15 protein-coding genes and 1 tRNA gene are annotated in these 19,881 nt (G+C 70.3%); 9 read left to right on the plus strand and 7 right to left on the minus strand.

The genetic code is table 11. From position 1 onward, the window contains the following. The first annotated feature begins 234 nt into the window (after window positions 1-234). From H286_RS0105770 to rpsT, 3 genes are all read left to right on the plus strand, one after another. Window positions 235-4,938, plus strand: a complete 4,704-nt coding sequence (locus tag H286_RS0105770; protein WP_020097435.1) for an ExeM/NucH family extracellular endonuclease — start codon at window positions 235-237, stop codon at window positions 4,936-4,938. Window positions 4,939-5,022: 84 nt separating this feature from the next. Beyond that, window positions 5,023-5,757: an alpha/beta fold hydrolase gene (locus tag H286_RS0105775; RefSeq protein ID WP_018186615.1), complete on the plus strand. Its 735-nt coding sequence runs from the start codon at window positions 5,023-5,025 to the stop codon at window positions 5,755-5,757. A 126-nt stretch (window positions 5,758-5,883) separates the two neighbouring features. Continuing rightward, entirely contained in the window at window positions 5,884-6,144 is a 261-nt protein-coding gene (rpsT, locus tag H286_RS0105780; RefSeq protein ID WP_020097436.1) for a 30S ribosomal protein S20, read from the plus strand. 73 nt (window positions 6,145-6,217) lie between these two features. Here rpsT and holA read toward each other — a convergent pair whose 3' ends face one another. From holA to H286_RS0105805, 5 genes are all read right to left on the minus strand, one after another. Further along, a complete protein-coding gene (gene holA, locus H286_RS0105785) occupies window positions 6,218-7,252 on the minus strand; it encodes a DNA polymerase III subunit delta (RefSeq protein ID WP_020097437.1) in 1,035 nt (344 codons plus the stop codon). 154 nt (window positions 7,253-7,406) lie between these two features. Further along, the gene (locus H286_RS0105790; RefSeq protein ID WP_028497407.1) at window positions 7,407-9,710 is read right to left on the minus strand and encodes a ComEC/Rec2 family competence protein; all 2,304 of its coding nucleotides are present in this window, start codon (window positions 9,708-9,710) and stop codon (window positions 7,407-7,409) included. Then, window positions 9,707-10,297 (minus strand): ComEA family DNA-binding protein, encoded by a 591-nt coding sequence (locus H286_RS0105795; protein WP_020097439.1) that lies wholly within the window; start codon window positions 10,295-10,297, stop codon window positions 9,707-9,709. Before H286_RS0105795 ends, H286_RS0105790 begins: the two co-directional genes overlap by 4 nt. Before the next feature lie 107 nt (window positions 10,298-10,404). Next, window positions 10,405-12,984, minus strand: a complete 2,580-nt coding sequence (gene leuS, locus H286_RS0105800) for a leucine--tRNA ligase (RefSeq protein ID WP_020097440.1) — start codon at window positions 12,982-12,984, stop codon at window positions 10,405-10,407. 68 nt (window positions 12,985-13,052) lie between these two features. Next, window positions 13,053-14,342: an anthranilate synthase component I family protein gene (locus H286_RS0105805; protein ID WP_020097441.1), complete on the minus strand. Its 1,290-nt coding sequence runs from the start codon at window positions 14,340-14,342 to the stop codon at window positions 13,053-13,055. 33 nt (window positions 14,343-14,375) lie between these two features. On the opposite strand from H286_RS0105805, the gene H286_RS0105810 reads away from it, so the two are divergent. The 6 genes from H286_RS0105810 (at window position 14,376) to H286_RS0105835 (ending at window position 18,431) form a co-directional block, all read left to right on the plus strand. Next, a complete protein-coding gene (locus H286_RS0105810) occupies window positions 14,376-15,053 on the plus strand; it encodes a DedA family protein (RefSeq protein ID WP_020097442.1) in 678 nt (225 codons plus the stop codon). Window positions 15,054-15,057: 4 nt separating this feature from the next. Then, entirely contained in the window at window positions 15,058-16,101 is a 1,044-nt protein-coding gene (locus H286_RS0105815; RefSeq protein WP_018186606.1) for an App1 family protein, read from the plus strand. A 10-nt stretch (window positions 16,102-16,111) separates the two neighbouring features. Further along, window positions 16,112-16,819 carry an SOS response-associated peptidase gene (locus H286_RS0105820; protein ID WP_018186605.1) on the plus strand — a complete coding sequence of 236 codons (708 nt, stop codon included), beginning with the start codon at window positions 16,112-16,114 and terminating at the stop codon, window positions 16,817-16,819. 10 nt (window positions 16,820-16,829) lie between these two features. Further along, a complete protein-coding gene (locus H286_RS0105825; protein ID WP_020097443.1) occupies window positions 16,830-17,702 on the plus strand; it encodes a hypothetical protein in 873 nt (290 codons plus the stop codon). A gap of 65 nt (window positions 17,703-17,767) precedes the next feature. Beyond that, window positions 17,768-17,962 carry a hypothetical protein gene (locus tag H286_RS0105830; RefSeq protein ID WP_018186603.1) on the plus strand — a complete coding sequence of 65 codons (195 nt, stop codon included), beginning with the start codon at window positions 17,768-17,770 and terminating at the stop codon, window positions 17,960-17,962. A gap of 103 nt (window positions 17,963-18,065) precedes the next feature. Continuing rightward, the gene (locus H286_RS0105835) at window positions 18,066-18,431 is read left to right on the plus strand and encodes a hypothetical protein (RefSeq protein ID WP_018186602.1); all 366 of its coding nucleotides are present in this window, start codon (window positions 18,066-18,068) and stop codon (window positions 18,429-18,431) included. 21 nt (window positions 18,432-18,452) lie between these two features. Here the strand turns inward: H286_RS0105835 and H286_RS0105840 are convergent, their stop codons facing one another. Continuing rightward, the gene (locus H286_RS0105840; protein WP_020097445.1) at window positions 18,453-19,634 is read right to left on the minus strand and encodes a low temperature requirement protein A; all 1,182 of its coding nucleotides are present in this window, start codon (window positions 19,632-19,634) and stop codon (window positions 18,453-18,455) included. Window positions 19,635-19,752: 118 nt separating this feature from the next. Beyond that, a tRNA-Ala gene (locus H286_RS0105845) sits at window positions 19,753-19,828 on the minus strand. Window positions 19,829-19,881: the final 53 nt, after the last annotated feature.

Consider the following 19,881-nt stretch of genomic DNA (forward strand, 5'->3'; position numbering starts at 1 on the left):
ACCAGGCGAGTCTACCGGCGACCTGCTGAGCAGCGTCCCGGCCGACCGGGCACAATAACCGCTCGTCTCGTCGACACGCCAGCGCACCGACGCATGAGAAAGAGTTAACCGATCTGACCCTTGCGAGGGGCGCACCACCGCCCGAATGCTCAGTGTGGCGGTCGGTTCCTGCGCGATAAGCCCCGCGCCCGCGCCGCCTCGGGAGAACCCACCGTGTCGCACCCACCTGCCCCCGTGCCCGCCGCGCATCCGGTTCTCCGCCGGACCTGCGCCCTGCTGACGGCCGCGACCGTGACGGTCGGAGGGCTCGCCCTCGCTCCGTCGGTCGCCACCGCCGCCGTGTCGGCCGATTCGCCCATCGTGATCTCCGAGGTCTACGGCGGCGGCGGCAACAGCGGCGCCGCGTTCAACCGCGACTTCATCGAACTCGCCAACACCGGTGACGAGACCGTCGATCTGAGCGGCTACAGCGTCCAGTACGCCTCCGCCACCGGCGGCTCGTGGCAGGTGACGAAGCTCGGCGACGTCGACCTGCCCGCCGGCGAGAACCTGCTGATCGGCGAGGCGCCGGGCAGCAACACCTCCCTCCCCGGCTTCGACGCCGATGTCGAGGGCACCATCGCGATGAGCGGCAGCGGAGCCAAGGTCGCCCTCGTCGCGAACGACACCGCGCTCACGGGCAGCACCGGCATCGCCACCCTCGACCAGGTCGTCGACCTCGTCGGGTGGGGAACGACGGCCACGGCCTTCGCCGGTTCGGCGCCCGCACCCGGGACCGCCAACGCCACGAGCGTCTCGCGCGACGACGAGAACTCGAACACCGCCGACAACGCCGCGGACTTCACGGCCGGCGCCCCCACCCCCACCGGTCTCGGCGCCGATGTCGACCCCGAGCCCGAGCCCGAGCCGCAGGCGGCGACGATCGCACAGATCCAGGGCACGACGGATGCCTCGCCCCTGGCCGGCCGCACCGTCACCACGACCGGGGTCGTCACGGCCCAATACCCCACCGGCGGATACAACGGCTACGTCATCCAGACGGCCGGCACCGGCGGCGCGCTGGACCTCGCCGCGCACACGGCCTCCGACGCCGTCTTCGTCTACGCGCCCGGAGCGACCGGCGAGGTCGCCCTCGGCGACACCGTGACGGTCACCGGCGTCGTCTCGGAGTTCAACGGCCTCACCGAACTCACCGTCAAGGCGGGAGCCGCGAAGGTCGTCGCCGATGCCGAGGCGCCGACGCCCGCCACCGTCGAATGGCCGAAGACGGTCGCACAGCGCGAGTCGCTCGAGTCGATGCTGGTCGCGCCCCAGGGCGACTTCACCGTCAGCGACACCTACAGCACCAACCGTTTCGGCGAGGTGGGCCTCGCAGCCGGGTCGGAGCCGCTGCGCCAGCCGACGGACGCGGCGCGTCCCGGTTCGGACGCGGCCGCCGCGGTCGCCGCGGACAACGCGGCTCGCGGCGTGCGTCTCGACGACGGAGCCGGGCTCGACTACACGTCGGCCGCGAACCAGGCGCTGACGCCCGCGTACGTCTCGCTCACCGAGCCGATCACGGTCGGCGCGGGGGTCACCTTCACGGAACCGCTCATCGTCGACTACCGCAATGACTCGTGGAAGCTGAACCCGACTCAGCCGCTCGTCGGCGACGGCACGGGCACGGATGAGGTCGTCTTCGAGAACGTCCGAACCGACGCACCCGCAGAGGTGGGCGGAGACCTCTCGATCGCCTCGTTCAACGTCCTCAACTACTTCACGACGCTCGGGACCGACACCGCGAGCTGCGAGGCCTACACCGACCGTTTCGGCGACGGTGTGACCGTCCGAGACGGCTGCGCCCAGCGCGGAGCGTGGGATGCCGCCGACCTCGCACGCCAGCAGGCGAAGCTCGTCGAGGCCATCACCTCGGTGGACGCCGGCGTCGTCGGCCTCATGGAGATCGAGAACTCGGCCGCGCTCGGCGAGAAGACCGATGAGGCCACGGCGACCCTCGTCGCCGCGCTCAACGCGAAGGCAGGCGCCGGCACGTGGGCGTTCGTGCCCTCCTCGACGGACCTGCCCCCGGCATCCGAGCAGGACGTCATCACGAACGCGATCATCTACCAGCCCGCGCGCGTCTCCCCCGTCGGCGCGTCCCGCGCCCTCGGCGACCAGAGCGCGGACGGCGAGGCCTTCGGCAACGCGCGCGAGCCCATCGCCCAGGTGTTCGAGCCCGCCGCTGGCGGCGACCCGTTCCTGTTCGTCGTGAACCACTTCAAGTCGAAGGGCTCCGCCGGCCCGTGGCCGGGCGACGCCGACACCGGCGACGGGCAGGGTTCATCGAACGAGTCGCGGGTCCGTCAGGCGACCGCCCTCCGCGACTGGGTCGCGAAGATCCAGGGCGATGTCGACGCCGTCGCCCTCGCAGGCGACTTCAACTCCTACAGCCAGGAGGACCCGCTCGAGGTTCTGTACGACGCCGGCTACGCGGATGCCGAGCAGGCGTTCGACGTCGACTCGTCGTCCTACAGCTTCTCGGGGCTGTCCGGTTCGCTCGACCACATCCTCCTGAACGAGCCGGCTCTCGCCCGCTCCACGGATGCGGACATCTGGAACATCAACTCGGGCGAGTCCATCGCGCTGGAGTACAGCCGGTTCCGCACGCACGGCACGGAGTTCTACTCCGCGGACCCGTACCGCTCGAGCGACCACGACCCCGTGATCGTCGGGATGAAGTCGAAGGCCGCTCCCGTCCAGCTGACCCTCCTCGGCATCAACGACTTCCACGGCCGCATCGACGGCAACACCGTCGCATTCGCGGGAACCGTCGAGGAGCTGCGCAAGGCGGCATCCGGTCCGACCCTGTTCCTGTCCGCAGGTGACAACATCGGTGCGTCGCTGTTCGCCTCATCGGTGGCGAAGGACCAGCCGACCATCGACGTCCTGAACGCCATGGGTCTGCAGGCGAGCGCCGTCGGCAACCACGAGTTCGACCGCGGGTTCGACGACCTGTCGGGCCGCGTGTCCGACGCGTTCGACGCACCGCAGCTCGGGGCCAACGTCTACAAGAAGGGCACGACGACCCCCGCGCTCGACGAGTACACGCTGCTCGAGGCGGACGGCCTCACGGTCGGTGTCGTCGGCGCCGTCACCGAGGAGACCCCGACGCTCGTGACGCCGACCGGCATCGAGTCCGTCGACTTCGGCGATCCGGTCGAGGCGGTCAACCGCGTCGCCGCTCAGCTGAGCGACGGCGACGAGTCCAACGGTGAGGCCGACGTCATCGTCGCGATGTACCACGAGGGGGCCGGCGCGGGCACGCCCGACGGCGCGACCCTCGACGAGGAGGTCGCCGCCGGCGGCGCCTTCGGTGCGATCATCACCGACACGTCCGCCGACGTCGATGCGATCTTCACCGGCCACACGCACAAGGAATACGCCTGGTCGGCGCCGATCCCCGGCACGGACCGCACCCGTCCGGTCGTCCAGACCGGCTCGTACGGCGCCAAGATCGGCGAGATCACGCTGACAGTGGATGCCGCCACGGGTGAGGTCTCGGCGCACACCGAGCGCAACGTCGCCCGCACGACGACGCCCGCTGCGGACCTCGTCGCCGCGTACCCCCGAGTGGCGGAGGTCGCCCGCATCACGAAGGCGGCCACGGACAACGCCGCTGCCGTCGGCAACACCGAGGTCGGCCAGGTCGCCGGCGACATCACGACGGCCTTCAGCGGCGGATCCTACGTCGACGGCGTCTACACCGGGGGTTCGCGCGACAACCGCGCCGCCGAGTCGACGCTCGGCAACACCGTCGCGAACATGCTGCGCGACAGCCTGGCCGACCTGCCGAACGGCGCTGTGATCGGCGTGACGAACCCGGGCGGCCTCCGCGCGGACCTGTTCGACACGCAGGCCGAGTTCGGTGCCGGCGCCGTGGCGGGTCTCGCGGACGGGTCGATCTCGTTCAGCCAGGCCAACGCGGTGCTGCCGTTCAACAACACGCTGGCCCTCGTCACCCTCACGGGTGAGGAGTTCACCCAGATGCTCGAGCAGCAGTGGCAGCGGGATGCGGCGGGCAACGTCCCGCAGCGGCCGTACCTGCAGCTGGGCCTCTCGGACAACGTGTCGTACACCTACGACCCGGCGCTCCCCGAGGGGCAGCGCATCACCTCGGTGACGGTCGACGGCAAGGCGATCGACCCGGCCGGGACGTACCGCATCGGCACGTTCTCGTTCCTGGCGGCCGGCGGCGACAACTTCCGCGCCTTCACGGAGGGTGACGACTACGTCGACACGGGCCTCCTCGACTACGAGGCATGGGTGGACTACATCGCCGACGGCTCCCCCGTCGCCCCGTCGTTCGCCAAGCACGGCGTGCAGGTGTCGGGCGTTCCCGAGACCGTCGCCGCGGGTGACACGGTGACCTTCCAGGTGGCGGGCATGGACCTGACCAGCAAGGGCGCGCCGGCCAACACCGAGGTGACGGTGCGCCTGGGCGAGCAGGTGCTCGGCACTGCGCCGGTGACCGGTGGCGCGGCATCCGTCAGTGTCACGCTGCCGGCGGGAACCCCCGCGGGCACGGCGCAGCTCACCGTCACGGCGGCGCCCAGCGGCACGGTCGTCCAGGTGCCCGTCACGGTCGAGGAGGCGGCTGAGCCCGCGGCGAAGACGCGTACGTCGCTCCTCGCGCTCCCGCCGGTGCACATCAACCGGATCCTGCCGTCGACCCTCGTCGCCATCGTCCTGCAGGACGGTGGGCGCGCGGAGGGCTTCGTGGAGTTCCGGGAAGGCGACCGCGTCATCGCGACCTCGGAGGTCCGCCGAGGTGTCGCGACGACCACCCTCGGACGGCTCTCCAAGGGCGCGCACACGTACACCGCGACGTTCGTGCCCGACGACCCGAAGGTCGCTGCGGGATCGGTGAGCAACCGGGCGACGGTCCGCGTTCTGTTCTGACGCCGCCATCGGCGGAACGGGGGCGGGTCTTCGGATCCGCCCCCGTTCCCCGTTTGCGCGGTCGCTGCTTCGTAGGCTGGAGGCATGACGCCTCAGGTGGTGTTCGTCCACGGCATCCGGACCTCGGCGACGATGTGGCGCGCGCAGGTCGAGCACTTGACCGCGGCGGGCATCGGCGCGCACGCCCTTGACCTGCCCGGGCACGGCACCCGCATGAGCGAGACCTTCACGCTGGACGGGGCATTCGAGACGATCGACGCCGCGGTGACGGATGCCGCGGCTCGCGGCCCCGTGCTCCTGGTCGCCCACTCGATGGGTGGACTCGTCTCCATCGAGTACATGGGCCGCGAGGATCCTCCCCCGGTCGAGGCGTTCATTCCGGCGGGGTGCACGTCGATCCCGCGCGGCGCGGGCCTCACGATGTACCGGACGCTGGCGCGGGGATTCGATCGTCTCCCCCGGCGTGGTCAGCCGCTCACCGACATGGTGTTGGATCGCACGCTCCCGCCCGAGACACGCGCCGACTTCGCGGCGGGCGGGTACGCGTACGACGCGCAGGACACCGCGCTCCGGAGCCTGTCGGTCCTCGATCTCGTGTCCGCGCTGAAACGCATCTCGGTGCCGATGTGGTTCGTCAACGGGCAGTGGGACCAACTTCGTCTGAACGAGCGGCTCTTCACCGCTCTGAAGCCCGAGGCCGAGCTCATCGTCGTGCCCCGGACATCCCATCTGGTCACCGCCATGCGGCCTCGGGTGTTCAATGCGGTCATCGACCTCGCCCTCGCGACGATGGCGCAGGAGCGGCCGACTTCGGGATGAGCCTCCCACCTGATAAGATCTGTTTTTGGCTTGCGTGTGGGTTCCTCCCTCACACGACCGCTGAGTGACAGCCCTCTTCTGTCGCCGGCACATCCACCTGTACCTCGAACGAAAGATACGTCGAACGTGGCGAACATCAAGTCGCAGATCAAGCGCAACAAGACCAACGAGAAGGCCCGCGAGCGGAACAAGGCCGTCAAGAGCGAGCTGCGGACCGTCGTCCGTCAGACCCGCGCGGCCATCACCGCCGGCGACAAGGCCGCTGCCGAGAAGGCTCTGGTGAAGGCGACCAGGAAGCTCGACAAGGCCGTCAGCAAGGGCGTCATCCACGAGAACCAGGCGGCGAACCGCAAGTCCTCGATCGCGAAGCAGGTCGCTGCTCTCTGAGCCGCGAACGCCGAGCTACGACGAAGGCCCGTCCCGAAAGGGATGGGCCTTCGTCGTTTGCGGCTGACGTGCCTCAGGCGCCGTACGGGGCTCGGGTCGCCACGACCGTGACGAGGCGCTCGACCGCGAACACAGCATCGCGGGACGCGCCTTTGACCTCGGCATCCGCTCGGGCGGCAGCCTGGATCGCGATGCCGAGCGAAAACTCGGTCCAGCCGGCGAGGTCGCGGCGGGCACGGTCGACCTGCCAGTCCTTCATGCCGATGCGCGCGGCGAGGGCGCCGGAGGGCTCGCGGGTGCCGGCGACGCGCGCCATGGTGCGGAGCTTCGAGGCGATCGCCGCGACCATGGGCACGGGGTCCGCCCCGGAGGCGAGCGCGTGGCGGAGGGTGACGAGGGCGTCGCCGTAGCGTCCGGCGATGGCGGTGTCGGCGACGGCGAACGCGGTCGTCTCGACGCGGCCGCCGTAGTAACGGGTGACGACCTGCTCGGTGATGTCGCCCTCGACGTCGGAGATGAGCTGCTGGCACGCGGCCGCGAGCTCGGTGAGGTCGTCGGCGAAGGCCGAGACGAGGGCGCGGAGCGCGGGCGGGGCGATGCGGCGTTTGGCGGCCTGGAACTCGCCCGCCGCGAAGTCGAAGCGGTCGGAGTCACGCTTGACCGCGGGGCAGGCGATCTCGATGCCGCCGCCGGCGCCCGAACGGATCGTGTCGAGGAGCTTCTTGCCGCGAACGCTCGCGCCGGTGTGGCGGAGCACGATCGTCGCGCCCTCCTGCGGCGCTTCGAGGTAGCGGATCGCCTCTGTCAGGAACGCGTCGGAGCATTTCTCGACACCCGAGACGCGGACGAGGCGCGGCTCGCCGAACAGCGAGGGTGATGACACCGCGAAGAGGGTGCCCGGCGCGTAGTCGTCGGCGCGGATGTCGGTGACTTCGAGGCTCGGATCCTCGGCGCGCAGGTATTCACGGATGCCGGCGGTCGCCCGCTCGGCGCAGATCTCCTCGGGCCCCGAGACGAGGACGACGGGCGCGGGCTGCGGCGCACGCCAGGAGATCTGCGGGATCGCCGACTTCGCCGTCTTCGCGGCAGGACGACGGGGGCTCGGCATGGGTCCAGCCTACCGAGGGGCGCCGACGCCTCGCCGTCGTGGCAGGACGATTCGGGACAGCGCCCACACAGCCGCGACCGCCGCGAGGAGCATCGCGCAGAGAGGTGAGCGAAAGGGCCGTGCGGGTGGGAGGCATCCGGTCAGCCTACGAGGGTCAGCCGTCTTCCCCGCGGGACCGCCACAGCCGGATCCCGTCACCGTCGCCCCAAAGAGCGACGTCACCGGACCTGTCGGTGCGGGCGATGATCGCGTGCTCCTCGCGGAGGAGGTCGAGGATCTCGTCCCGTGGGTGGCCGTAGGTGTTCTCTCCGACGGTCACGAGGGCGACGGCCGCGTCGAGCCCTTCATAGAGGCTGTGGTCCTGATCGGCGCTGCCGTGGTGCGCGACTTTGACCACCGAATAGGTGCGGTCGATCGCGTGGGAAGCGAGCAGGGATCGTTGCGGCTGCGCCGACAGGTCGCCGAGGAAGATGGCGTCGGGGACGCGGCATCCGGTGACGTCGATGACGACGCTCGCGTCGTTCCCGGAGGGATAGACCGGGTCGCGCGGCTTGGGCCACAGGGCGCGCCAGCGGCACTCCCCCAGGGCTCCGCTCTGGCCGGCGGACACCTCGAGCGCACGCGCACCGGCCACCGTGAAGCGGGCGATCACGGTGGCCGCTTCAGGATCGGGGATCGGACCGTGCAGGACGAGGTCGGCGCGGCCGACCATGACGTCTGCACCGCCGCGGTGATCCATGTCGAAATGCGTCAAGACGAGGACGTCGACACGGTCGATCGCGAATCGATCGAGGCACGCGCGGAGGGGCGCCGGCTCCGGCCCCGTGTCCATGAGCATGACCGCGTCGCCGGACCGGACGAGGACGGCGTCGCCCTGGCCGACGTCGCACGCGACGATCGCCCACTCGTCCGGGGCACGGGTGCGGTCGATGAGGGTCCGGAACGGCCCCGCCCCCAGCACGACGACGACGATCGCGACGAGCGCCCACCCCGCCCACCGCCGCAACCGATGCCGACGCGCCACGAGCACGATGCCGATCGCGGCTCCTGTCGCGGCGAGGGCGATGAGACCCGGCATCCCTTCCAGCCATCCGATGGATGCCCCGGGCAGCCGCGCGGACACGTCCGCCGTTCCCGCGATCCAGGCGGCGGGCAGCCACGCGATCGCCGCGAGCCCCTGCGCGAGCACGGGAAAAGGCAGCGCGAGGCATGCCAGCAGTCCGAGGACGGTCGCGGCCGGCGCCGCGGGTCCTGCGAGCAGGTTCGCAAGCACGCCGACGAGGGGCACGGTCGGCTCGATCAGCACGAGCAGCGGGCCGCAGGCGAGCTGCGCCGCGAGCGGCACGGAGAGGGCGAGCGCGAGGGGCGCCGGCATCCATCGCGACATCCCGTCGGCGAGCGACCCGGCGAACAGCAGGAGCGACCCGGTCGCCACCGCCGACAGGGCGAAGCCGAGGGAGGCCGCGAGCCACGGGTCGAGCACCAGCAGCACGCACACCGACGCGGACAGGATGGACATGCCCGCGCCGATGCGTCCCAGCAGGACCCCGAGCATCGCGATCGCCGCCATCGCTCCCGCGCGGACGACGCTGGGCTCGGGTGAGACGAGCACGATGAACGCGATGAGCGTCGCGAGTCCCGCCGTGACGCGGGTGCCGCGCCGCGCCCCGCAGAGGGCTGCGATGCCGAAGGCGATCCCGACGACGAGCGCGCAGTTCGCCCCGGAGACTGCGGTGAGGTGCGAAAGCGATGATGCCTTCATCTGCCGGTCGAGGTCGCCGGTGACCGCTGACGTGTCGCCGACGGCGAGCCCCGGGACGAGCCCCGCACCGGGGTCAGGGAGGCCGTCGACCGCGTTCGCCAGGCCCGTCCGCAGCTGGGCCGCCGCGGCGAGCGGGCCCGTAGGCGGACGCTCGAGCTCGAGCGACAACGCCTCGACGACGAGGACTTCCCGGTCCCCGGCATCCGCGCGGAACGCGGTCCCCGTCACGACCGCACGCGCCCCCAGGTCGAGCCCGGGCGGCCTCTCCTGCGTCCGGACGAGGACGGGAGCCGAGACCGGAGTCGTGTCGGGGCCGATCGTGACGGCGCGGGTGATCGCGTCGAAGCGGAACCCAGTGGCGGACCGTTCGACCTTGCCGACGACATCGACCTCGAACGTGGCGCTACGCCCCCCGGTGATCGGCAGGTCTGCGACGGCGTCCCGCGCGGGCTGAGCGAGCGCGACATGGGATGCCGCGCCCCCGGCGACAGCGAAGGCCACCGCGATCAGTGCCGCCGTCGTCGGCCGGGACCCTCGCGCCGCGATCGCCAGAGCAAGGACGGCAACCACCCACAGTGCGACAGCGAGAGCGGTCGCATGCTCGGGGAAGACGATCGCGGCGCCTGCACAGGCCCACGCCAAGAGAGCAACCGGCAGCAACCGAAGGTCGCGACGCCGCGCGGTCCGAACACTCACACCGTCACCAGGTCGCGGATAGACGCGAGCATCTTCTCCCCGATCCCCGGCACCGCCATGAGATCGTCGACGCTGGTGAAGCGGCCGTTCTCCTCGCGCCAGTCGAGGATCCGCTGCGCGATCGCCGGACCCACCCGCGGGAGCGTGTCGAGGGCGGCGAGGTCGGCGGTGTTGAGGTTCACACGACCGTCCCCCTCAGGGGCGGCCGAGGCACCGGCATCCGTCTGCTCGGCTCCTTCGGCCGGGATGTGCAGCTGTTCACCGTCGCTCACCGGCCGCGCCAGGTTCACGCCGTCGCGGGAGGCCTCGTCCGAGAACCCGCCCGCGGCAGCGACGGCATCGACGACGCGGGCGCCCTGGTCGAGGCGATAGAGGCCTGGGGCGCGGACCTCACCGGAGACGTGGACGTAGACCGCGGCGGGCGCGACCGTCTCGGCCACAGCATCGGGGACCGTCTCGACGGCGGACTCGGCGCCGGTGCGCACGATCCCGATCGCGATGGTCACCGCGGCCACCACGACGACCAGGACGATCGCGGCTCCGATCCCCAACCGGCGTCGAGATCCCGGCACCGCCTCCGCACCCATGACCACGATCATCGCGGCGACGACCGCTGACGCCGGCCGCAGGCCGAGGACGGTGGAGGAACGATTGCCGGACGGTCGCCGTGGAGAAGGCGACCGTCCTCACCGAGTCAGGCGACGGTGAAGCTGACGACCTTCGGCGCGCGCACGACGGCGCGGGTGATCTCCTTGTCGCCGATGGCGCGACGCACCTTCTCGTCGGCCCGGGCGAGCTTCTCGAGCTCGTCGCCCGAGATCTTCGCCGGGACGGTGAGCGTGCCGCGCACCTTGCCGTTGACCTGCACGACGGCGGTCACCGACTCCTCGACGAGGAGCGTGGGGTCCGCCTGACGCCACGGCACGACGCCGACGAACGGCTTGTAGCCGAGGATCTCCCACATCTCCTCCGCGGTGTGCGGAGCGAAGAGGTCGAGGATCATCGCAACGGCCTCCGCGGCCTCGCGGACGGCGGGGTCCGCGGCGCCGGCTCCCGAGTCGATCGCCTTGCGCGTCGCGTTGACGAGCTCCATGAGGCGCGCGACGACGACGTTGAACTTCGACTGCTCGACGAGGCCCACGACGTCCGCCCAGAGACGGTGGGTGACGCGGCGGAGCGCGGTGTCGCCCTCGGCCCAGACCACGTCCGACGGGCTCGCGACGTCGGTGGCGACGCGCATCGCACGGGCGATGAACTTCTGAGCGCCGGTGGTCGACACGTCCTCCCAGTTGATGTCGTCCTCGACGGGTCCGGCGAACGCGATCGCCACGCGGACGGCATCCGCACCCGGGTCGTCCATGCTCGACGCGAACTCGACGAGGTTGCCCTTCGACTTCGACATCTTCGAGCCGTCGAGCAGCACCATGCCCTGGTTGATCAGGCTTGTGAACGGCTCGGTGAAGTCGACGAGGCCCATGTCGAACAGGACCTTCGTGATGAACCGGGCGTAGAGCAGGTGGAGGATCGCGTGCTCGACGCCGCCGATGTACGAGTCGACCGGTGCCCACTTGGATGCCTCGGCCGTCGGGAACGGCTCCGTCGCCCCGTTCGGGGCCAGGAAGCGCAGGAAGTACCACGAGCTGTCGACGAACGTGTCCATCGTGTCGGCGTCGCGGAGAGCCGGCTCGCCGGTCTCGGGGTCGACCGTCGACATCCACTCCGTGGCGCCGCCCAGCGGCGACGTGCCCTTGGGCTTCAGGTCGAGACCCTTGGCGTCGGGGAGGATGACGGGCAGCTGCTCGTCGGGAACGGGGACGATCCGCCCGTCCTCGGTGTGGATCATCGGGATCGGTGTGCCCCAGAAGCGCTGGCGCGAGATCAGCCAGTCGCGCAGGCGATAGGTCTTCGCGGCGCGACCGGTTCCCGCCGACGTGAGCTCCTCGATCGCGCGGGCGATCGCGTTGCGCTTGGACAGGCCGTTGAGCGACCCGGAGTTGATGAGGCGTCCGTCGCCCGTCAGGGCGGTGCCCGTGCGGGCGGGGTCGATCGACTCGAGGTCATCGCCGATCGGCACGCCGTCCTCGTCGACCTCGATGACCGGGATGGCACCGGTGACCGGAGCGGTCGTGTCGACGACGACCTTGACCGGCAGGTCGAACGCGCGGGCGAAGTCGAGGTCGCGCTGGTCGTGCGCGGGGACGGCCATGACGGCGCCGTGACCGTAATCGGCCAGGACGTAGTCCGCCGCCCAGATCGGCAGACGCTCACCGTTGATCGGGTTGATCGCGAAACGGTCGAGGAACACACCGGTCTTGGGGCGATCGGCGGTCTGGCGCTCGATCTCGCTCGTCTTCTGCACCGTGTCGAGGTAGTTCCGGAAGCGCTGCTGAACCTCGGGCGAGGCGCCGTCGACGAGCTCCGCAGCGAGGTCCGAGTCAGGCGCGACGACCATGAAGGTCGCGCCGTGGAGGGTGTCGGGACGGGTGGAGAAGACGGTGATCTTCTCGGCACGACCCTCGATCTCGAAGTCGATGTCGGCGCCGATGGAGCGGCCGATCCAGTTGCGCTGCATCTGCAGCACCTTGTGGGGCCAGAAGCCCTCGAGCTGGTTCAGGTCGTCGAGCAGACGGTCGGCGTACTCGGTGATCTTGAAGTACCACTGCGTCAGCTTCTTCTTGACGACCTCGTACCCGCACCGCTCGCAGTGACCGTCGACGACCTGCTCGTTCGCGAGCACGGTCTGGTCGTTCGGGCACCAGTTGACGGCGCTCTGCTTGCGGTAGGCGAGCCCGCGCTCGAACAGACGCTGGAACAGCCACTGGTTCCAGCGGTAGTACTCGGGGTCGCTCGTGTGGAGGACGCGGCTCCAGTCGTACGACGACCCGAACGCACGGAAGCTGACCTTGTGCTGGTCGATGTTGTTGTAGGTCCACTCGCGCGGGTCGGAACCGGCGCCGCCCTTGATCGCGGCGTTCTCGGCGGGCAGGCCGAAGGAGTCCCAGCCGATCGGGTTCAGCACGTTGTAGCCGCGGTGGCGCCAGAAGCGCGCGACGGCGTCGACGTAGGCGTAGTTCTCGGCGTGGCCCATGTGAAGGTCGCCCGAGGGGTAGGGGAACATCCCGAGCACGTACTTGCGCGGGCGCGTGTCCTCGTCGCCGCCGGCCTTGAACGGGTCGGACTCCGCCCACCGGGCCTGCCACTTGGCCTGGATGGCGCGCGAGTCGAAACCGGTCTGCTCGGGAGTCGATGCGTCGGAGGAGGTGCTGGAGGACACGGTGAACCAATCGTGCAAAGTCGGGAGGGCGCGCGAAAGCGCCTTTTCAGCCTAGCGGACCAGGACTTTCACCATCCCGGTGGCAGTTCCGCCCCCAGCGCGCGAAGCGGCGCTCGGGCTTTGATCCCCACCTCCGCGACCTCGTGGGCCGCGATCGAGCCCCACGTGATACCGCCGCCGGCACCGACATAGGCCCCGCCCGGATGGGTCACGATCGAGCGGATCACCATGGCGAGGTCGAGTCCCCCGTCCGAGCCGACCCACCCGAAGCACCCCGCGAAGACACCGCGCGGCGCGCCCTCCAGCCGGTGGAGGATCTGCATCGCCGAGAGCTTCGGCGCGCCCGTCATGCTCCCGGCCGGGAAAGCGGCATCCCACAGGTCGCCGACCGTCGTCCCCGGGCGCACCCGCCCCGCCACCGTGCTCACGAGCTGGTGCACCGCGGGGTAGGACTCGACCTCGAGCAGTCGCTCCGCCGCGACCGTCCCCGTCTGGCACACGCGCTGCAGGTCGTTGCGCATGAGGTCGACGATCATGACGTTCTCGGCCTGCTCCTTCTCACTCCCCCGCAGCTGGGCGGCGAGAGCCGCGTCCTCGACGACGTCGACGGAACGCGGTCGCGTGCCCTTGATGGGGCGCGTGCGGACGATCCCCTCCGAGACCGAGAGGAACTGCTCGGGTGACGCACTGACGAGCGCCCACCCGCCGCTGCGGATGAATCCGCCGTGGTGCGCCGGCGTCGCGGCTCTCAGCCGCAGGTACGTGTCGACCGGGTCGACGGATGCCTCCGTCTCGAACCGCGTGGTGAGGCACAGCTGGTACGCACGCCCCTCCCTGATCTCTTCGCGACACTGTTCGATGAGGGCGATGTACCCCGCAGGATCGTGCCGGGCGACGACCTCGACCACGGGCGGTTCCGCGGGGCTCGGGGCCTCTCCCGTCGCGATAGCCCGAGCGACCGACGCGGCCAGCCCGTCGAGGACGTCCTCCGCACCGAAGGCGACCATCCGCTGTGCAGCGTGATCGAACCCCAGCATCCGATCGACGCGGAGCCAGACCTCTGCGGGCCCGACGTCGTCCACGGCAGGCGCGCCGGCGCGGCGGGCCGCCGCGTCGTACCCCGACCAGCCGACCCAGCCGCCACGGAAGGGTCCCGCAGCGGCATCCGTCCCACCGGAGAGGCGGACCTCGTGAGGAGGCGACGAGGGGATGCCGGTGCCCACCCAGCTCCACCCGTCGGCGGCGTCGGGCCCGGCATCCAACCAGAAGGCGTCCCCGGCATCGCCGACGACCGTCGCGAAGGCGATCGCGGGATCGAGCCAGCCGTCGAGTGCGCGGGAGGCGAGGTCGCTGGACACCCCCTCAGGGTAGACGGCGGATAATCTGAGGTCGTGAACGAGATCCTCGACTGGCTGCTCGGTACCGTCCAGGCGGTCGACCCGGTCGTGCGCGTCATCGTCGCCGGACTCGCGATGATGCTCGAGACGAGCGTCCTCGTCGGGCTCATCGTCCCCGGCGACACGATCGTCATCGTCGCCGGCACGGCCGTCGACAACCTCGCCGAGGGCACCTGGCTCGTCCTGGCCATCCTCATCGGATCGCTCATCGGCGAGAGCATCGGATTCGCGCTCGGACGCTGGCTGGGACCGCGCATCCGGTTCTCGCGCGTCGGGAAGCTGATCGGCGAACGCAACTGGATGCGCGCGGAGCTCTATCTGCGTCGACGCGGCGGGCCCGCCATCTTCCTGTCGCGCTTCCTCCCGGTCCTCCACTCCCTCGTCCCGCTCACCGTGGGGATGAGCGGATTCGCGTACCGCAGGTTCCTCGCGTGGACCGTGCCCGCGTGCACGGTCTGGTCGGTCGCGTACGTCTCCGTCGCCGCGGCCGCCGCCGAGGGGTACCGCGAACTCTCCGACAGCCTCCACTACGCGGGCTACCTCTTCGTCGCCGTCATCGCGGCGTTCGTCCTGCTCGTCTACATCGCGAAGCGCGTCATCAGCGCCCGGGAGGCACGCCACCTCGAGCTCGACGATGCGCCGGAGGCTCGGGCCGACGACGTGAAAGACTGAATCGATGTCCTCCTCCCCCCGCGACGCCAAGGTGCTCTGGCTGGCACGCCTCGAATACCGGTTCCACGCCTGGCGCGAGAAGCGCGCCCGCGCGAACGGCCGCCGGCCCACGGTCGCCGCGTTCCCCGGGTACGGCAGCACGCAGTGGGTGCGCGTCCTCGGCCGGGTGCTGATCCCCCCGAAGGCCAAGCGCCGAGAGCGGGGCGACTACGCCGGTGTGCGCGGATGGCGGAGTTTCGCCGCCGTGCCGATCGCCCACGCGCGGGTGACCGTGATGATCGACGGGGTGAGCCACGAGGTCGCCGCCGATCGCGGTGGGGTCGTCGACGCCGTGCTCCCGGCTACGCTCGCCGCGGGCTGGCAGACGATCACGATGAGCGTGGAGGATGCCGACCCGGTCGACGCCCGCGTGTTCATCGTCGGAGACGACATCCGGTTCGGGGTGATCTCGGACGTGGACGACACCGTGATGGTCACCGCCCTCCCCCGGCCCTTCGTGGCGGCGTGGAACTCCTTCGTCCTCAACGAGCACGCCCGCCAGCCGGTTCCCGGCATGGCCGTCCTGCTCGAGCGGCTCGTTCGTGAGAACCCCGGATCGCCGATCCTGTACCTGTCGACGGGTGCGTGGAACGTCGCGCCGACCCTGGTGCGATTCCAGCGGCGGCATCTGTTCCCCCTCGGCGCGATGCTCCTGACGGACTGGGGTCCGACGCACGACCGGTGGTTCCGCAGCGGCAAGGAGCACAAGCACGAGAACCTGCGCCGCCTGGCGGATGAGTTCCCCGACATCGACTGGTTGCTCATCGGCGACGACGGTCAGCACGATGACGAGATCTACACGCAGTTCACGATCGAGCATCCCGAGCAGGTCGCCGCCGTCGCGATCCGGCGACTGACTCCCGCCGAGGCGGTCCTCGCGGGCGGTCGGACGGCCGTGGACGACCACAGCGCCGCGGGCGTGCCCTGGGTCACCGGCGACGACGGCGCGGAGCTGCTCGAGCGACTGACCGACGTCGACATCGTCCGCGATGTCCCCACCTCCTCCTAGGCTGACAGCCATGTGCGGTCGCTTCGTCGTTGCCAACGTCGCCTCGGAACTGGTCGGCGTTCTCCGCGTCGACGTCGAGAGCGACGACCTCCCCGCTCCGTCGTACAACATCGCCCCGACCTCGCGGGTGGGTATCGTCCTCGACTCGGCCAAGACCGACCCGCCCACACGGCGGCTGGAGCCGGCGCGCTGGGGCCTCGTCCCCTCGTGGGCGAAGGACGTGAAGGTCGGCGCGCGGGCGTTCAACGCGCGTTCGGAGGAGCTCGAGGACAAGCCGATGTTCCGGCAGGCCCTCATCAAGCGCCGCGCGATCGTGCCTGCCACCGGGTACTACGAGTGGCAGACGACCGACGAGGGCAAGACGCCGTACTTCATCCATCCCGCCGACGGGTCCCCGCTGCTGTTCGCGGGACTCTACGAGTGGTGGAAGGACCCGGCGAAGGCCGAGGACGACCCCACGCGCTGGGTGCTGTCCTTCACGATCATCACGCGCGACGCCGTCGCGCCGCTCGGGTCGATCCATGACCGGATGCCGTTGTTCCTCGACGCCGACTTCGCCGACGCGTGGCTCGACACCGAGGTGGACAACGTCGGCGACCTCCTCGACGCCGCCGTCGACGCAGCCCCCCAGGTCGTCGCCGGCCTCACCGACCACGTCGTCTCCAGTGCCGTCGGCAACGTCCGCAACGATTCCCCCGAACTCATCCAGCCCCTCTGACCGGCCTGCGATGCCCACCCTGACGAGCGACGTCCTCGCGCGGACCGACTGGACCGAGCGGATGCGAGCGCATGCCGAGCGGGCCGATGCGCTGACCGCCGGACGCCGTCATCGCGCCGCCAGGGGCGAGACGCACCCGGTCGACGACTTCCTCTACACGTACTACTCCTACAAGCCGGCTGTCCTGCGCCGCTGGCATCCGGGGCGTGACGTCCGGTTGGCGGATGCCGCGGACTCGCCGCACGCGGGGTGGCGCTGGTACCGCAGCGAGGCGGGCACGGTCGCGGCCGACGCCGACGCGTTCCTCACCGAGAAGGCGCCGCTGGTCCGCGCGATCCGCGGCATCCTGTCGAGCACGCTCGGACGGACCGGCTCGTACGGATGCTTCGGCCTTCACGAGTGGGCCATGGTCTACCGTGACGGCGAGACGCGGCATCCCGTGCCGCTGCGGCTCGGTGGGGATGGCACAGATGCCGTCGTCGAGGCCCACGACCTGCGGTGCACGCACATCGACGCATTCCGGTTCTTCACTCCTGAAGCGACGCCTCGCAATCGCTTCACGCCCACGCGCGAGACCCAGGCGCAGAACGAGCAGCCAGGTTGCCTGCACGCCGGAATGGATCTCTACAAATGGGCGGTGAAGCTCGGCCCGCTGGTTCCCGGCGAGTTGCTTCTGGATGCGTTCGTGCTCGCCCGCGACATCCGGGAACTCGACATGCGAGCCTCGCCGTACGACCTCAGCGACTGGGGCTACTCCCCCGTGCCCATCGAGACGCCGGCGGGCAAGGCCGAGTACGTCACGGCGCAACGCGCCTTTACCGAGCGGGCGCAGCCCATCCGGAGCCTGCTGCTGCAGCTGGTTGACCCGGCCGAGAACAGCTGAATCCGGTCAAGGCCCTCGACGCAACGCTCGAGGTCCGACATGCTCGAAGAGTCGAGAGGACCCCCATGAGCAACGATCCCACGCCCGACCTGGAGCGACTCGTCGGCGGAGAGCAGGACGGCCTGCCCCCTGCGCCCCACGGTGCCCCTGATCACCCTGACGACCCGTCTCCCGAGGAGCGGTTCGTCGCTCCCGACGCCGGGGATCTCGACGTCGACGCCGCCGAGGTGGACGCGGAGGCTTCCGATTCCGCCGAGTGAGCCGGGATCGAGAGCCCTTGATTCCCGCGACGTCGCTCGTCACACATTCACCACGTGGGTCTGTTTCGTCGCGGTCGTCGCCGTGTACTTGTTCGTCGTAGCGATGCAGACGGACGAGAGCGTGAAGGGTCTTCTCGTCTTCGTCGTGCTGGGCGCGGCCGCACTCTCGTTCGCGTTGGTGTGGCTCGGCGCGCCGATCGCGTGGCTCGTGGCCCGGTGGATGCGGAATGTGCGCGGCGTCGTCGCGCACGTGATGGTGTTCTGGCTGCTTGGGGCCGTGACGTCCGGGATCGTGCTGCTCCTCCTCTCCTCGGTGACCGGCGCGGCACAGGGTTCTGATCAGGCCGGCGCCGTCCTCGCTGCGGCAGCCGTGTGCGGCGTCTGCACCGCCGCCGGACGGAGCTCCGTCTTCGTATCGGAGTGGCGTCATGCGCGTCGGCGCCGTGAGCTGCAGACCTCGGCGAGCTGAGGACCACCGGTTCGCACGGAATCAGACGTCGACGAGCGCCCCGCCGTCGGCATCGACCGCGCGCGGTTCGGAGACGATGAGAGCCGCGACCACCCCGGCGAGGATGACGGCCGTCAACGCCACGGGCACCGGGACGAGCGGGTCGATGAGGACGAGGACCGCTCCCGACGGGACGATGAGGTTCACGGCACGCCCCGCGTGCGGACGGATCGCCAGCAGCCAGACGACCCCGATGAAGATCGCGATGGGCACCGTATAGGTGAAGGATGCCGCAGGCGACATCAACGCGCTGTCACCTGTCAGCACGTCGATCTCGACCTCGATGCCGGCGGAGAAGGCGCCGGCCGCCGCGAACACGAAGTAGTGGCCGTAGCCGTACAGCAATGGACTTCCCAGCCGGTCGATCGCCAGGTGGTGCGGCGGCCAGAAGTAGATCCACCACAGCGCGGCGGTCACGGCGAGGGTGAGGACGGCGATCCCGATGAGTGGAGTCAGTGACTCGGCATCCTGCACGGCGTGGATCACCGCGTTCGCGGAGGCGAGCAGACTCTCACCGAGCAGGATGAGAGTGAACAGACCGTAGCGCTCGGTGATGTGGTGCGCGTTGCGCGGTGTGGGCGCTCTGCTCTCCGCGATGACCGGAACCGCCAGCTCCGCGAGGATCAGCCCCACGATGACGAGCCGGAAGGCACCGACCGGGAGCAGCAGTGCCGCCACCCAGAGGACCTGCACCGCCGTGATCCCGACGGCGTAGGTCACCGTCGCCGCTCGCGCCGGCCCCGCTCCCCGGAAGGCACGGATCCACTGAGCGACCATGGCGAGCCGCATGACCACGTACCCCGCGGTCACGATGCGGAAGTCGCCGTCGGCGAATGCCGAATGGACTCCTGCCGCGAGCACCAGCACGCCTCCCATCTGGACGATGGTGAGGAGACGGTAGAGCCAGTCGTCCGTATCGAATGCGGTGGCGAACCAGGTGAAGTTCATCCATGCCCACCAGATGCTGAAGAACACGGCGGCATAACTCAGGACGCCATCGACGATGTGACCGCCGGTCAGAGCGTGATGCAGCTCGACCGCGGAGATGCTGACGGCGACGACGAAGACGAGATCGAAGAAGAGCTCCAGCGACGAGGCTGCCCTGGCCGGTTCGTGCGGATCCCGCGGGGTCATGGGGACGAGGCGGAGGTCGGCTCGACTCATGTCTCGCACCGCCCCACGAGGCCCCCGCCTTCGTGCCGATCCGATGTGCATGCGCCGAGCGTACGGCATCGACGCACCCGCGGGGAGAAACACAAAAACCCCGGCGAACCGGGGTATTTGGTGGACCTGAGGGGACTCGAACCCCTGACCCCCTGCATGCCATGCAGGTGCGCTACCAGCTGCGCCACAGGCCCTTGGTCGCCGCTCGCGGCAACTCATCCAGCTTACTACACGCGGAGGAGTGCTC

This window comes from Microbacterium sp. 11MF, from assembly GCF_000383475.1.
In the GTDB taxonomy this organism is placed as follows: domain Bacteria; phylum Actinomycetota; class Actinomycetes; order Actinomycetales; family Microbacteriaceae; genus Microbacterium; species Microbacterium aquilitoris.